The organism is Paenibacillus sp. F024, from assembly GCF_057814255.1.
The window spans coordinates 435269-451010 of record NZ_JBVASZ010000001.1; the positions used below are offsets into that span (position 1 = coordinate 435269).

The following is a 15742-nucleotide window of genomic DNA, read 5'->3' on the forward strand; positions in this document are numbered from 1 at the left end:
CCGTTATTTTAATTGATCGGGGTTTAAGCCCATCAGTTCCGGAATGACAAACCGTCCGTCTTTGCGGATCAAACGGTCGTCAAAATAGACTTCTCCTCCCCCGTACTCAGGCCGTTGAATCAGCACCAAATCCCAGTGAACGGAGGAACGGTTCCCGTTATCCGCCTGCTCGTAGGCCTGCCCCGGCGTGAAATGAAGGCTGCCGTCGATTTTCTCGTCGAACAGCGTATCTTTCATCGGGTGTAAAATATAAGGGTTAAAGCCCAGGCTGAATTCTCCGATATACCTTGCGCCTTCGTCCGTATCCAGCACTTCCAGAAGACGTCCGGTATCATTCGCCGAAGCCTCTACGATTTTCCCGTGTTCGAATCGGAACATCATATTCTCGAACGTGACACCGGAGTAAACGGAAGGTGTATTATAGGCTATGACACCGTTTACCGAATCCCGTACCGGAGCCGTATACAGCTCCCCATCCGGTATGTTGCGGCGGCCGCAGCATTTGACCGAACCGATTCCTCGAATCGAGAAAGAAATATCCGTAGCGCCCGGTCCTACAATGCGGACACGATCGGTATTATTCATCAGCTGCTGCAGCGGCTCCATCGCATCGGCCATTCGGGAATAATCCAAATTGCAAACGTCAAAATAAAAATGCTCAAAATTTTCGGTGCTCATGCCGGCCAATTGAGCCATGGAAGCGTTCGGATAGCGCAGCACCACCCAACGCGTCCGTTTCACCCGCTGCTCCAAGTGAACCTTTTTGCGATAAATTTGATTGTACAGCCTCATCTTCGCGTCCGGCACATCGGAAAGCTCATTTACATTATCACCCGACCGAATGGCGACATAGCAATTCATATCCTTCATACGCTGTAGATCCATATTGGCCCAATGCTCCATCTGTTCTTCCGTGGCCGAACGGAGTACAGCCCCACGAATGGCGTTATCTACCAGCTCCACATACGGATATCCCCCTCTGGCATGGACCTCCTCCACCAAACACTTCACGATTTCCCGCTCGGAACCGACCATTTCGATCAGCACCTTTTCTCCCGCTTGAACATCCAGGGAGTAGTTTACGATATTATGAGCTAACTGCTGCAATCGCGGATCCCGCATAAACCTCTCTCCTTTTCCACGAGCTTACATGCCGCTCCCGTTTTTTGCCCACTTATTTTTGAAACGGTTGCCGATTCCAAGCATAACAACGAACACGGCGAGCAGGATCAGCAGCCTTCCCTTATATCGGGTAAAATGCAGAAGATCATGCCCGATCATCGATTCGAGCATGATCATCGGCGCCTTGCCGATAAGAGTCCCTACAATGAAGTCCCGCCCCTTGACCTCCATCACCGCGGCGCCGTAATTAATAGCGAAGGAAGGGAGCACCGGTATCAGCCGGCTGAAGGCAATAAACAGCATGCCGCGCCGTTTCAGCTGTTTGTTGAACTTATCGATATTTTTGATTTTCTCCAGCTTTTTTTGAACCCAGGTGCGTCCATAATGTCTGGCGGCATAGAAAGCGACGATCGCGCCGAGACAGGCGCACAAATAATTCACGGCCATCCCGCCCCATAACCCGAACAGCAGCACATTCACCCCGGCTACAATAACAAATGGAACAAACGGAAAAATTGTCTGCAATACAACGAGCAGCGCTCCCGCGAGATGACCGACGAAACCAAACGAATTCAGAACTTCCGACATATGCTCGACATTCCAGTGACCCATGCTCTAACCTCCCACTAACAGCTTTCCCTATTGTATCAAAAAAAGAAGGGAATCTCGAAGGGATTGTGACTTGACACAGCCCTGTTTTATCCTATAAAATTAGTTGTCGAGAATAAGCATGTCACAAGGGATTTTCCCGAGCATGCTTATCGTGGAAGCTTGTGTCACCCTCTGTTAGATTTTGTTGCCGACGGGACCGCGGCTGGGTCTTTTCCCTTCGGATGCCACATGGGCATGGAAACAAAGTCGGGCACACGCTTCACCCGTTATAAGAATCAACCTATTTTATTTTATTTACAAAGGAGCTCTCTAATCCATGTCACGTTACACTGGTCCTAAATTTAAGTTAAGCCGCCGTCTCGGCATCTCCTTGAGCGGTACCGGCAAAGAATTGAAACGTCCTTTCCCTCCAGGTCAGCACGGCCCTGGACAACGCAAGAAAATGTCCGGTTACGGCTTGCAGCTGCAGGAGAAACAAAAGCTGCGTCACATGTACGGTTTGAACGAGAAGCAATTCCGCAACCTGTTTGACAAAGCTACGAAAATGCAAGGGATCTCCGGTGAGAACTTCATGTTCTTGCTCGAAAGCCGTTTAGACAACCTGGTTTATCGTCTGGGTCTGTCCAACTCCCGCGCAGGCGCTCGTCAGCTCGTTGCTCACGGTCACGTAACTGTGAACGGCAAAAAAGTAGATATCGCTTCTTACCTCGTAACTCCTGGCGACGTGATCGGCCTTCGTGAAAGAAGCCGCAACCTGTCCGCCGTTAAAGAAGCTTTGGCTAACCGCAACTATCTGCCGGCTTACCTTGAGTATAACGAAGCTGCAGTGGAAGGCAAATATGTTCGCCTCCCTGAGCGTTCCGAGCTTGCTCAAGAGATCGATGAAAAGCAAATCGTCGAGTTCTACAGCCGTTAATCTTAACCATACGAAAAAAACCTTGGTTCTTCTTCCCGAAGAACCAAGGTTTTTTGGTTTTAACCGAGCTTGATTCTGGCGAATTTACGCTTTCCTACCTGTACGATTTCGCCGCCCTCAGGCGTCAGTTCCTCGTTGGGGTCAACGATCTTCTGTTCATTCACCTTCACTGCGCCCTGCTGTACGCTCCTTCTCGCTTCGCTGTTGGAGCTTTGCAGCCCTAATGTGACCAGCAGCTTGGCGATACGGATTTTCCCATCTTCAAGCGCATCGGAAGAAAGCAGCACCTCTTCGATATCATCCGGCAGCGCACGCTGCTGAAATACGGTTACAAAATGCTGTTGAGCCTCATTTGCCGCCTGCTCCCCATGATACATCCGGACGAACGTATGAGCCAGACGCATTTTGGCGTCACGCGGATGTACAGTCCCCTGCGTAATCCCGTCACGCAGCTGCAGCAGCTCTTCATTTGAGATATCCGTGGCCAACTCATAATATTTGAGCATCAGCTCATCCGGAACAGACATCGCTTTCCCGTAAATTTCGTTCGGTTCTTCATCGATGCCGATATAATTGCCAAGGCTCTTGCTCATCTTCTGTACCCCGTCAAGGCCTTCAAGAAGCGGGTTCATGATGGCCACCTGGGTCGGAACGCCGTATTCCTTCTGCAGCGTGCGGCCCATCAGCAAATTGAATTTCTGATCGGTTCCGCCAAGCTCGATATCGCTTTTCAGTGCAACCGAATCATAGCCCTGCATGAGCGGATAGAAGAACTCGTGAATATGAATCGGCAAACCTCCGGCATAGCGCTTGGAGAAATCGTCCCTCTCAAGCATCCGCGCTACCGTTACTTTGGCCGACAGCTGAACAACATCAGCAAACGTGAGCGGTCCGAGCCATTCGGAGTTATAAAACAGCTGCGTTTTTTGCGGATCGAGAATTTTGTAGATTTGCTTCTGGTACGTCAAAGCGTTGTGCTTCACGTCCTCTTCTGTCAACTGCTTGCGTGTTTCCGATTTACCTGTAGGATCTCCGATACGGCCCGTAAAGTCGCCGATAATAAGCTGGACCTGATGCCCAAGCTCTTGAAATTGGCGAAGCTTATGCAGCACAACCGTATGCCCAACGTGAATGTCCGGAGCGGACGGATCCAGTCCGAGCTTTACCTTAAGCGGCTTTCCCGAAGCAACAGAATCGATGACTTTTTGCTTTAATTCATCCTCCGGTACGATCTCAATGACGCCGCGCCGAATCGTTTCCAGCTGGCGATTCACTTCTTCCCGCTGCTCGGAAGTTAATTTCTCCCATTTTGTCATTTACTTTATTCCTCCCAAATGATGAAAAATACAAAAAACCTTCTCATCCTCAAGGGACGAGAAGGTCGATCTCGCGGTACCACCCTAATTAAAGCCCAAAAGACGAAACCCTGTAGTGCATCAATTCGCAGCTGACAAGGCACAGCCAATCTCGGCTTTCACTTCAGCGGGATAACGGGCGTTGCCCGATCGGAAGCTACCGGCTGACCCCGTATATCGGATATCGAGCGTTCCCTTCCGCTGCTCCGGACGGTAATTCGGTTTAAGGTCAAGTACCGGTTTCCACCCTCCACCGGCTCTCTGAAAGCTTGTCTCCTTATCCTACTGGTGTCCTTCTACGCATTTGGATCTGATGCAATTAAACCTAGTTATACCACACGATTGCGATCGGTGTCAAACGCTTCACACCAGCCTATTTGATTAACTGAGTATAAGCTAAACGTCATGAATCCGTCATCCTAAAGAGTCTTACTGTCCCTACCCGGCTTGACTCTATATGCTATAATGTTTAAGTAATGTTTTCCAAATCAGGAGGAAACCGCAGTTATGGAGAAGGAACAGAAGCCTCAAAACTATAAAGAAGTCCTGCAGTCCATCGGAAAATATACGCTGCTTTCACTCAAATGGGTGTTTATCGTTGGAATTATAGCCGGATTTATCGGAGGTGGGGCGGCGTTCGGATACGTATCCGCTTTAGTCAAGGACGATCCCGTCCGCAGTAAGGAATCCATGATTACCCAAATGCAGGACGACGCACAAACCGGATTCGTCTACTTCCGCGATAATACGGTGATCGGCCAGATCCGTACCGAGGAAGACCGACAGCTGGCCAACTTAAACGAAATTCCCCAGCTGGTGATCGATGCGGTATTCGCCATTGAGGATAACCATTTTTATGAGCACAATGGCGTTGACGTAAAAGGCACGATACGTGCCGTCGTCCAAAAAGTGTTGAATCAGGACGTTCAAACCGGGGGCAGCACCATTACCCAGCAGCTGGCCAGACGCGTCTACCTGTCGTTGGACAAAGCCGACAGCCGGAAGGCGAAGGAGATTCTGCTTGCGATGCGGATGGAACGCGTCATGTCCAAGGACGAAATTCTTCTCGCTTATTTGAACAAAATTCCTTACGGCAACGGTTCTTCAGGCTACAATGTTTATGGCATTAAAGCGGCTGCGAAAGGGATTTTTAATATTGAGGATTTAAGCAGGCTAAATGTTGCCCAGGCCGCTTTTCTGGCCGGTCTTCCCCAGCAGCCGAGCAACTATTCCACCTTCAACAGCAGCGGGGTGTTTGACGGAGCTGCCTTCAAACGCGCGGTACAGCGCCAGCATCTGGTGCTTCGCCGCATGCTGGAGGAAGGCAAAATCAACGACCGGCAGTATCAAGAGGCGCTTGCGTTCGATTTGCAGGGCTCTCTAGCCCCAAGGGTAAAGAAAGCATACTCTACCTATCCTTATTTGATGATCGAAGTGGAAAAAGAAGCTGCAAAAGCGCTGATGAAAGCGGAACACCCTGATCTGGATCAAAAAGTAAAGCCAGATGATTATAATGAAGAACTCAAAAACATCCAAACGCAGCTAAGCCGCGGCGGATACCATATCTACACGACGATCGATAAGGATATTTACGACTCGATGCGTGACATTGCCCAGAATCCGAAAAATTTCTCGCCGGATGATAAGGTCAAAGGAATGGAGCAAATCGGAGCCGTTATGATGGAAAGCAAGACCGGTGCGATTCTTGGAATGATGGAGGGCAGAGATTTCTTTAAAGAGCAGTTGAATCACGCTACTCAGGCCTACCGTCAGCCTGGATCCACGATGAAGCCGATCGCCGCCTACTTGCCTGCAATGGAAAAAGGCCTTCAGCCCGCATCGGTCATCGATGACTCTCCGGTGATCCTCCGGGACGGAACCCGGGGCTATCATATCCCGGAAAACTGGGATAACAAATACCACGGTCTGATTACCGCCAGAAGAGCTTTGGATCAGTCGTACAACATTCCGGCGATCAAGCTGTTTTTGGATGTCGTCGGTATCAAGGAAGCCTGGGAATTTGCCGCTAAGATGGGGATTAAATCGATTACGGAAGCCGATTATGTTGCCCAAACCGGTGTCATCGGCGGTTTAAAATATGGTGTAACCGTCAAGGAATTAACCAATGCTTATGCAACCATCGGCAATTATGGAGTTTTTAACGAAGCGTATATGATCCAAAAAATTACGGACTCCAATGGCAAGGTCATCTTTGAGCACCAGGTAAATCCTTCAAACGTCTTTTCCGAACAAACGGCCTATCTTATGACGGATATGATGCGTACGGTGATCACTTCGGGAACGGCGACCGATCTAATGAAGAAATTCAATCATTACGGCAAAGTACCGATCGTAGGGAAAACAGGCTCTACACAGGACGATGCCGATGCGTGGTTTATGGGGTATACTCCGGATATTACGTTAGGGGTGTGGGCCGGTTATGAGCTTCCGATCCATAAGCTGAGCAAACAGACCGGCGGGACGAACCGTGCCAAAAACATTTGGGCCGCCACAATGGACATGGCGATCGACAAGCGTCCGGAGCTGTTCCCTACCAAGACGTTTGCTCGTCCGGAAAATATTGTACAAATGACCGTATCCAGCTTGTCAGGCAAGCTTCCAAGCGAAGCGACCATAAAGGCAGGCAAACAGGTAACGGATTTGTTTAACAAGAAATTCCTGCCGACCGAAGAAGATAATGTACTCGTAACACTCCCGATTATCACCTATAACGGAATCAATTATATTGCTCATAACGAGACCCCGGCCGACTTCGTCCAGGAGAAAACCGTGATCCGGCGTGAAAAACCGCTTAATGAGCTGTTTGCAGAGCTTGAAAGTGTGATCGGCAAGCTCCCGGCAAACCGGAAAAGAAGCTTGAGCTTCTATCGACCGGCCGACTACGATACGGACGCGCCGTCAAAGCCCGATCCCAGAACAGATGACGGGAACCCTCCCGCAGCGCCTACAACCGTGGTATCCACCCGTTCAGGGGAGACAAGCGTCATTACGTTCCAGGCCAGCGGAAGCGCGGATACCGTCGGTTATCGCCTCTATCGTTCTTCAAACGGCGAAACGTTCCAAAGGGTCAACGGCAAGGTGGTCATGGCAGGGTCTGAAACAAAGTTTACCGACACGGCATCCGGTGGCGGCGTTTACGGATATTACGTCACAGCCGTAGATGTAGCCGGCAAAGAATCCGCTCCGAGCCAATCGGCTTATACGGACGGATCTTTAGGAAAGCCTGTCTCGCCTTCTAGTGAAGAGAATCAAGGGCAGCCCAACGGTTCGGGAACGGACTCCGGTTCCGGACATGGGGAACAGCCTGCCCAGGCTCCCTCCGCTCCATCAGGTGTAAGCGTGAAGTCCAGCGGCGGAGGGATTGAGATGCAGTGGAAAGCCAATCCCGGCAAAGATCATGTGAAGCAGTACACGGTTTACCACAGCGACAAGGAAAATGGCAGCTATACCAAAATCGGTACGGTAACCGGTGCAACGCAATTCCGCTATTATGCGGTTTCTTATGAGGGCTATTACCGGGTCTCGGCAACCAATGATTTAGGAGAATCGCAGCATTCCGCACCTGTAAAATTTAAAAAATAAACACTTTGCTGCACAGCGAACAACCCCGGTCAACGCAGACCGGGGTTGTTCGTGCAGCTTGGTTTTCTGTTAGTCTTCAATCGTAGAGAGGTCGCCTGTTGGCAAATTAAGCTCCCAGGCTTTGAGCACGCGGCGCATGATCTTACCGCTGCGCGTTTTCGGCAGCTTATCTTTGAATTCAATTTCACGCGGAGCCGCGTGTGCGGACAGCCCAACCTTAACGAATTGTGCAATATCGGCCTTCAGCTCTTCAGATGGAGTGTAGCCTTCCCGCAGCGCAATGAACGCTTTAATAATTTCTCCGCGCATCGGATCCGGCTTGCCTATAACGCCCGCTTCGGCTACCGCCGGATGCTCAATCAGCTTGCTTTCCACTTCAAACGGGCCCACACGCTCTCCAGCTGTATTGATGACATCGTCAATCCGGCCTTGGAACCAGAAATATCCATCCTCATCCATATATGCGGAGTCTCCGGAGATATACCAACCCGGGATACGGAAATACTCCTCGTATTTGGCTGGATTTTTCCAAATTTTACGCATCATCGACGGCCAAGGCGTCTTCACGGCCAGATTCCCCATACGATATGGCGGCAGTATGTTCCCCGCATCGTCGATAATCGCCGCTTCAACCCCGGGCACGGGTTTGCCCATCGAACCCGGACGGATTGTCATGCACGGGTAGTTACAGATCAAGTGACCGCCGGTTTCGGTCATCCACCACGTATCATGGATTCGCTGGCCGTATACCTTCAGGCCCCAACGTACGACCTCAGGATTCAAAGGCTCCCCGACGCTAAGCACGTGGCGAAGCGAGGACAAATCAAACTGCTTTACAACCAGATCCCCCGCTCCCATCAGCATGCGGAATGCCGTCGGTGCGCTGTACCATACGGTGACTTTATATTTCTCTATCGTCTTGTACCAGTCCTGCGGACTGAATCTTCCTCCACGGATCACATTGGTTGCACCGTTAAGCCATGGCGCAAAAATACCGTAGGATGTGCCTGTAACCCAACCGGGATCGGCGGTACACCAGTAAACATCCTGCTCCTGCAGATCAAGCACGACCCGACCGGTGTAATAATGGTGCAGCATCGCATTATGAACATGAAATACGCCTTTCGGTTTGCCTGTAGAACCGGATGTATAATGGATAAGAAGTCCATCCTCGCGGTCAACCCATTCCAGCTCAAGCTCCTCTGAAGCGGAAGCCATTTCTTTATGAAAATCAACTTGGCCTTCGGCAAGCGTAATATCCTGCCCTACTAAAATGATGTGCTTCAAATGCGGAAGATCGGCTGCAGGAACCCGTGAGAGCAGCGCAGGCGTCGTGATGATGGCAACGGCTTCACTGTCCTCCAAACGATCCTTGACAGCGGTTTCCATGAACGCTTCAAAAAGCGGTCCGACTACGGCACCGATTTTGATCGATCCCAGCAGTGCGAAATACAGCTCCGGCGTACGCGGCATGAAAATAAATACACGGTCGCCTTTTCCGATTCCAAGCTTGCGAAGCACGTTTCCAAAGCGATTGGACTGCAGCTTCATATCGAGGAAAGTATATTTCTCGTCTCTTCGGTCATCGCTGTAATACAGTGCGACCTTGTCTCTGCGAGTCGAATCGGCATGGCGGTCAATCGCCTCATGGGCCATGTTGACTTTCCCCGTATCACGCCAGGTGAATGTTTTTTCGATTGCTTCCCAGTTGAATGCGGCACGCTCTTCTTCATAATTTTTCATGTTAGATGATGTTGATACGGGTGCAATGCTTTCTACATTTGCGTGGTCCACTCCACATACCTCCCAGATCCCTCTTGCCTCATTTGATTTAAAACGCTTTCATGGAGCTCAATGTTATTATACCATATCCCTTTTTATTCGACCAAATTTTTGTTATGCTACATAGTGAAAGTTCTGGAAGGGAGTCGATTTACGCAAATGGAGCATATTAAAATCGTTCATTCCCTGGTTATCCCGTATCAGAACACCGATCTGGTTGTAGAGGGCCCCATACCTCCCGAACGGCTGCGCACATACTTCCTGCACCCGGATCTGGACGCATTTCGCAGGCCGGCAGATCAGATGGCAGCTTTGGTGGAAATTTCAGAACTGCCTGAAGGAAGGATTATAGCGGCGCGAATTTCCGATCAAATCGTAGGCTATGTCACCTTCCATTATCCGGATGAGCTGGAGCGCTGGTCCGAAGGCGGGATGGATGATCTGATTGAGCTTGGAGCCATCGAGGTAGCTAACGATTTTCGCGGTATCGGACTGGGGAAAAAGCTGATCCGGCTGGCATTCGAAGGCGAGCAGTTGGAGAATGTCATCACGTTTACTACCGAATATTATTGGCATTGGGATTTGGAAACCACCGGGCTCACCGTCTGGCAGTATCGCGATATGATGGAGAAGCTGATGAAAAGCGTCGACATGGTCTGGTATGCCACCGACGACCCGGAGATTTGCTCCCATCCCGCAAACTGCTTGATGGTACGCATCGGCAAAAACGTACCGCTGTCCTCTGTCGAAAAATTCGACCGTGTTCGTTTCCGGCAGCGGTTTATGTACTGATGGAGGCGCGAGAAGTCATGAATGCGAAAGCTTTGTTCATATACGATGAGAATGAGACTTCATACCGTTTCAATGATACCCATCCGTTTAATCAGAAAAGATTAATGCTGACCGTAGATCTGCTGCGAAAAGCGGGGGCTCTCCCCCCCGAATCCGTCATATCCCCTGTTAAAGCGGAACAAACACAGCTTTATCAGGTGCATTCCAAGGAGTATGTCGAAGCCGTGACCGCTCTTAGTCATCCGGCGCCCGAACCGAAATGGCTTCAGCAAGCTGAAAAATACGGACTCGATACGGAGGACACCCCCTTCTTCCCCGATATGAACGACATTACCTTAGGCCTGGTCGGCGGTTCGATTCGGGCTGTGGACGCTGTCATGAACGGGGAAGCGGAGCATGCGCTGCATCTAGGCGGAGGACTGCATCACGCCATGCCGAGCAAAGGCGCAGGCTTCTGTGTTTATAACGATGCGGCGGTTGCCATTGCCCATGCTAAAAGCGCTTACGGACTTCGCGTCTTATATGTTGATACGGATGTTCATCACGGTGACGGTGTGCAGTGGAGCTTCTATACGGACCCTACCGTATGCACCTTTTCCATCCATGAAACGGGAAAATATTTGTTTCCGGGAACCGGTGCGGTGAATGAACGCGGAGAAGATTCCGGGTTCGGAACAGCTATTAATGTGCCATTGGAACCCTACACCGAAGATGAATCCTGGATGGAATGCTTCAAAGAAGTGCTCGGCAAAGTCGCAGAACAGTTCAAGCCTGATTTAATTGTAACGCAGCATGGCTGCGATGCACACGCCTTCGATCCGTTAGCGCACATGCACTGCAGCATGGAAATTTACCGGGCGATGCCGCGCTTCATTCACCAGCTGGCACATCAGCATTGCGGAGGCCGTTGGGTAGCGCTCGGCGGAGGCGGGTATGACATTTGGCGGGTTGTTCCACGGGCCTGGAGCCTGCTTTGGCTTGAGATGAGCGAACACGCGATTATCGGGGAGCTCGAGAAAGACCCGAGACTGACGCTGCCACCATCATGGCTTAAGGAATGGCAGCCCTACAGCAGTGAAGCGCTTCCAACGACTTGGCTTGATCCTATTGATACCTGGGAGCCGATGCCGCGCCGTAACGAAATCACAAAAAAAAATAGACACATCAAAGAGCTTGCCATGATGTATTTGCCCAAATAAATGCTCAGAATATAAGCATCAGAGCACAGCCTTTCGATCAAGAAAAAGCCCGCCGACCTGTTATTACAGGTCCAAGCGGGCTTTGCTTTAAAATTCGATTTTCGATTCCAGGAAAGCTTTCAATTCGCTGATCGGCATCCGCGTCTGCTCCATGGTATCGCGATCGCGAACCGTCACCTGACCGTCCTGCTCGGAATCAAAGTCATAGGTGATACAATAAGGGGTTCCGATCTCATCATGACGGCGGTACCTCTTGCCGATCGATCCGGCTTCGTCATAGTCCACCAGGAAATGCTTGGCCAGGTCGGCAAATACTTTATGAGCCCCTTCCGAAAGCTTCTTGGAAAGAGGGAAAATCGCCGCTTTGTAAGGAGCCAACGCCGGATGCAAATGCAGCACCGTACGGCTGTCATCCCCTTCAAGCTTTTGCTCCTCATAAGCGTTGATCAGGAAGGCAAGCGTTACACGGTCCGCTCCGAGTGAAGGCTCGATACAGTAAGGAATATAACGCTCGTTCGTTTCTTGCTCGATATAATGGAAATCCTCGCCGGAATGCTCCATATGCTGCTTCAAATCATAGTCGGTGCGGTCAGCGATACCCCAAAGCTCGCCCCATCCGAACGGGAATTTATATTCGATGTCGGTTGTCCCGTTGCTGTAATGCGACAGTTCATCCTCGGAGTGGTCGCGCAGACGAATGCTGTTCTCCGACATGCCCAAAGACAGAAGCCAGTCGCGGCAGTAAGCACGCCAATACTCAAACCACTGAAGATCCTCACCCGGCTTGCAGAAAAATTCCAGCTCCATCTGTTCGAATTCACGGGTCCGGAATGTAAAATTGCCCGGCGTGATTTCATTTCGGAAGCTTTTGCCGATCTGGCCGATCCCGAACGGAAGCTTCTTGCGCATCGTCCGCTGTACATTCTTGAAGTTGACGAATATGCCCTGAGCGGTCTCCGGACGCAAATACACGACATTAGAGCTCGACTCCGTCACGCCCTGGAACGTTTTGAACATCAGATTGAATTGGCGGATTTCCGTATAATCCATAGCGCCGCAATCCGGGCAAACGATGTGATGCTCGGCAATCAGCTTTTCCATATCGGCAAAGGATAAACCGTCCACGATCATTTCGATCCCTTTTTCCGACAGCGCATTCTCAATCAGCTTGTCTGCACGGTGACGTACCTTGCACTTTTTGCAGTCGATCATCGGGTCGTTAAAATTGCCGACGTGACCCGAAGCGACCCAAGCCTGGGGATTCATCAAAATAGCCGCATCCAAGCCTACGTTATATGGCGACTCCTGAATGAATTTTTTCCACCATGCCCGTTTGATGTTGTTTTTGAGCTCCACTCCCAGCGGGCCGTAATCCCAAGTGTTCGCGAGGCCTCCGTAAATTTCGGAGCCCGGAAAAATAAAACCTCTGTGCTTTGCCAGAGCGACAATTTGATCCATTGTTACAGAAGACATGATAGAACTACTCTCCTTATCTCTATTAAGCCGCTGCTGCGGTCTTTTATTGCAGCCGCTTAAGTATTTGATCTACGATACGGTAGGAATTCTCCGAAGCCTGAACGGTAAATTCCGCAAAATTCACATGCGCCGAGCCATCCGCTTTATCAGACATGGAGCGAATGATGACAAAAGGAACGCCGTTCATGGAGCAAGCTTGAGCTACAGCCGCGCCTTCCATCTCCGTGCATGCCCCCCCAAGCTCCGAGTACAGCTGTGCCACCGTTTCACGGCTTGCAATAAACTGGTCTCCGGAAAGCACCCGGCCTTCCTTTACCCGGCCTCCGAATAACTCGCCGCTTGCTTCTACAGCGAGTTTACGCAATCGCTCGTCAGCAACAAACAGCGATGTCTCTTCATAAGGTATCGTTCCCCGAGGGAACCCGAGAGCCGTTACGTCCATATCGTGCTGCAGGCATTCTGTCGAAACAACGATATCCCCTACATTGAGCTCAGGGTCTACCGCCCCGGCAACGCCTGTAAACACGATGGCGTCTACCCCGTATGTATCAATCAGGATTTGCGTCGTTACGGCGGCATTCACTTTACCCACACCGGATTTGCAAAGCACGATCGGTCTGCCATGAAACTGTCCTTCGTAGAACACCACACCCGCTTTTACCGATTCGCGTACTTGATCCATATGATCGTGGAAAAGCTCAATTTCTTCCTTCATTGCCCCGATGACGCCAATTTTTGAATAGGCCAACCCCCGAATCCTCCTTTACAAAAAGAAGTGGCTCACGTTTAGCGTGAAGCCACCGAGTTTCTATGAATGATATCGTGCGGCAGAATAACCTGCGTCAGCTCCGAAGCATCCTTTGTTTCCTTGTTCATCAGCTTGGTTAAAAGTCGCATCGCCACGGCGCCGATATCATACATCGGTTGAGCTACCGTTGTCAGCTGCGGTCGAACCATGGATGCCATTCGAATATTATCCACACTGATGACGGATACATCTTCCGGCACCTTCAGACCGGTATCCTGCAGCGCATGAATAGCTCCGATCGCCATTTCGTCCGTTGCCGCAAAAATAGCCGTAGGACGCTCGTCCAACTCCAAGAAATACTTCGTGACCTCAAGTCCGGATTCGTAACGGTAATTACCGATGCGGACATAATCCTCGCGAACAGGGATCCCGGCCTCTTCCAGCGCCTTCTTATAGCCTTGGTAACGCGCATACCCGTTCGTCGGATCCTGCAGTGTGCCGGAGATCATCGCGATATTGCGGTGTCCATTCTGCAGGAGCACCTGCACCGCATCGTAAGCCGCTTTCTCATGATCGATATCGACCGACGGTATAGCATGCTGCTCATCTCCTGTAGCGCAAAGCACCACCGGAACCGAAGACGTCTTAAACGCCTGGATGTGCTCTTCCGTAATGGCGCCACCCATAAAGAGCAGCCCGTCCACCTGCTTCTCAAGAAGCGTATTGATTACACGGATTTCCTTATCCTTCTTCTTGTCGGCATTACAAAGAATAATATTGTAGTGATACATATTAGCGATGTCTTCGATGCCTCTTGCAACCTCTGAGAAAATCGAATTCGAAATGTCGGGAATGACCACGCCGACGGTTGTCGTCTTCTTACTGGCCAAGCCTCTCGCCACCGCATTCGGACGATAGCCTAAGCGTTCAATGGCCTCGAAAACTTTCTTCCGTGTTTGCGGCTTCACGTTGGGATTGTTGTTAACTACCCGGGAAACGGTCGCCATGGAAACGCCCGCTTCTCTTGCTACATCATAAATTGTCACAGTCACGGCCATTCTCTCCAATGTTTAAAAAGTATAATGCGATCATGTCATTTAGCCTTATCATACGACAAAATGCCTGATTTCGCAACGAATATAGGCTTAGTCCTATGATCATAGTATCAAATTACGTCAAAAAAGCCAACTGCGGAGCAGCGGCTTTCAGAAATCGTATACCGTAACAGCATGTTTGGCGATTTGAGACAGGCGTTTTCGAATATTATCCACCCATTTCTCATCGTTAAGAGACTGAGCAAGAAGGAGCAAGTCCAGCAGCTCGTTAATCCGCTCCTGAATAATCCCTTCCACCGGATCATCGATCCGCTGCTTCTCCGTTGCTTTGACCATCAGGTGGGCGACTTCACTTACCTCTTCAAATTGCAGCTGCTGCTTCTCAGGCATGCTGCCAAGCGTTCCGATTAATCCGGTCAGCTCCGGCTTCACCTCGGAATACACTTCACTGCGCTTGCAGGATTCGCAAGAGAAAATGGGGACGTTTTCGATTTCAACCCTGTTTTGGTAAATGACGGTGCGAAGCCGGATACCCATGTGTTCACCGCATTTGCACTCCTTTTGCAACAATACCACTCCTTTTGGCGACAGCCAAACCTTTTCTATAGGTACAATTATTCTACCTAGGCTCCACATTTCCTTCCGAAAGGAGACTAGTAATATTTAGCACCGGAAAGTCGGCTGTACCAACGCCGGACAGGAGGGATATACAGCAGAAGCATGGCCAGCGCGGCACCGATGGCGTCATTGCGAAGATCCATCAGATCGGGTGTCCTTCCCGGGACGAAGGATTGGTGGTACTCATCCGTCACACCGTAAATAACGCAGAGCAGTACAACCACAAGCTTAATCCCAAGGCTCAACCGCTTGGGGCGCAGCGCCCATAAATAAGTCCAAGCCAAAATAAAGTAGGCTGCGAAATGTCCCCAATCGAAGCCTTCCATCATCGGAATCCAGCGGCGGATGATATCCAGCCAGCCGCCCATATCCTCCCCTGTCCGGGAGGATAAATAAAAAATGACTGCCATCCACAGCAGGGGAGGCAGCCAGCGAAGGAACACATTCATGACGTTTTGGCTCCT

13 protein-coding genes and 1 other annotated feature are annotated in these 15742 nt (G+C 50.5%); of the genes, 4 read left to right on the forward strand and 9 right to left on the reverse strand.

What is annotated here, in order from left to right; genetic code table 11:
- Positions 1-3 precede the first annotated feature (3 nt).
- Both ACZYR9_RS02170 and ACZYR9_RS02175 read right to left on the reverse strand, forming a co-directional pair.
- Positions 4-1122 (reverse strand): aminopeptidase, encoded by a 1119-nt coding sequence (locus ACZYR9_RS02170; protein ID WP_488976798.1) that lies wholly within the window; start codon positions 1120-1122, stop codon positions 4-6.
- 24 nt (positions 1123-1146) lie between these two features.
- Positions 1147-1734: a TVP38/TMEM64 family protein gene (locus ACZYR9_RS02175; RefSeq protein ID WP_488976799.1), complete on the reverse strand. Its 588-nt coding sequence runs from the start codon at positions 1732-1734 to the stop codon at positions 1147-1149.
- 316 nt (positions 1735-2050) lie between these two features.
- On the opposite strand from ACZYR9_RS02175, the gene rpsD reads away from it, so the two are divergent.
- Positions 2051-2650: a 30S ribosomal protein S4 gene (rpsD, locus tag ACZYR9_RS02180; RefSeq protein ID WP_488976800.1), complete on the forward strand. Its 600-nt coding sequence runs from the start codon at positions 2051-2053 to the stop codon at positions 2648-2650.
- A gap of 59 nt (positions 2651-2709) precedes the next feature.
- Here rpsD and tyrS read toward each other — a convergent pair whose 3' ends face one another.
- Positions 2710-3966, reverse strand: a complete 1257-nt coding sequence (gene tyrS, locus ACZYR9_RS02185) for a tyrosine--tRNA ligase (protein WP_488976801.1) — start codon at positions 3964-3966, stop codon at positions 2710-2712.
- A 49-nt stretch (positions 3967-4015) separates the two neighbouring features.
- Positions 4016-4313: a binding site (T-box leader), on the reverse strand.
- Between the two features lie 199 nt (positions 4314-4512).
- Between tyrS and ACZYR9_RS02190 the strand changes: the two genes are divergently transcribed.
- On the forward strand, positions 4513-7608 hold the full coding sequence (locus ACZYR9_RS02190; RefSeq protein WP_488976802.1) for a transglycosylase domain-containing protein: 3096 nt from the start codon (positions 4513-4515) through the stop codon (positions 7606-7608).
- Between the two features lie 69 nt (positions 7609-7677).
- Here ACZYR9_RS02190 and acsA read toward each other — a convergent pair whose 3' ends face one another.
- On the reverse strand, positions 7678-9402 hold the full coding sequence (acsA, locus tag ACZYR9_RS02195) for an acetate--CoA ligase (protein ID WP_488976803.1): 1725 nt from the start codon (positions 9400-9402) through the stop codon (positions 7678-7680).
- Positions 9403-9549: 147 nt separating this feature from the next.
- Between acsA and ACZYR9_RS02200 the strand changes: the two genes are divergently transcribed.
- On the forward strand, positions 9550-10182 hold the full coding sequence (locus ACZYR9_RS02200; protein ID WP_488976804.1) for a GNAT family N-acetyltransferase: 633 nt from the start codon (positions 9550-9552) through the stop codon (positions 10180-10182).
- A gap of 17 nt (positions 10183-10199) precedes the next feature.
- Positions 10200-11381 carry an acetoin utilization protein AcuC gene (locus tag ACZYR9_RS02205; protein ID WP_488976805.1) on the forward strand — a complete coding sequence of 394 codons (1182 nt, stop codon included), beginning with the start codon at positions 10200-10202 and terminating at the stop codon, positions 11379-11381.
- Positions 11382-11468: 87 nt separating this feature from the next.
- Here ACZYR9_RS02205 and ACZYR9_RS02210 read toward each other — a convergent pair whose 3' ends face one another.
- The 5 genes from ACZYR9_RS02210 to ACZYR9_RS02230 form a co-directional block, all read right to left on the reverse strand.
- Positions 11469-12854 (reverse strand): glycine--tRNA ligase, encoded by a 1386-nt coding sequence (locus ACZYR9_RS02210; protein ID WP_488976806.1) that lies wholly within the window; start codon positions 12852-12854, stop codon positions 11469-11471.
- Positions 12855-12900: 46 nt separating this feature from the next.
- A complete protein-coding gene (locus ACZYR9_RS02215; protein ID WP_488976807.1) occupies positions 12901-13605 on the reverse strand; it encodes a 5'-methylthioadenosine/adenosylhomocysteine nucleosidase in 705 nt (234 codons plus the stop codon).
- Positions 13606-13643: 38 nt separating this feature from the next.
- Entirely contained in the window at positions 13644-14663 is a 1020-nt protein-coding gene (ccpA, locus tag ACZYR9_RS02220; protein ID WP_488976808.1) for a catabolite control protein A, read from the reverse strand.
- A 147-nt stretch (positions 14664-14810) separates the two neighbouring features.
- The gene (locus ACZYR9_RS02225; RefSeq protein ID WP_488976809.1) at positions 14811-15227 is read right to left on the reverse strand and encodes a hypothetical protein; all 417 of its coding nucleotides are present in this window, start codon (positions 15225-15227) and stop codon (positions 14811-14813) included.
- 86 nt (positions 15228-15313) lie between these two features.
- On the reverse strand, positions 15314-15727 hold the full coding sequence (locus ACZYR9_RS02230; protein ID WP_488976810.1) for a VanZ family protein: 414 nt from the start codon (positions 15725-15727) through the stop codon (positions 15314-15316).
- Positions 15728-15742: the final 15 nt, after the last annotated feature.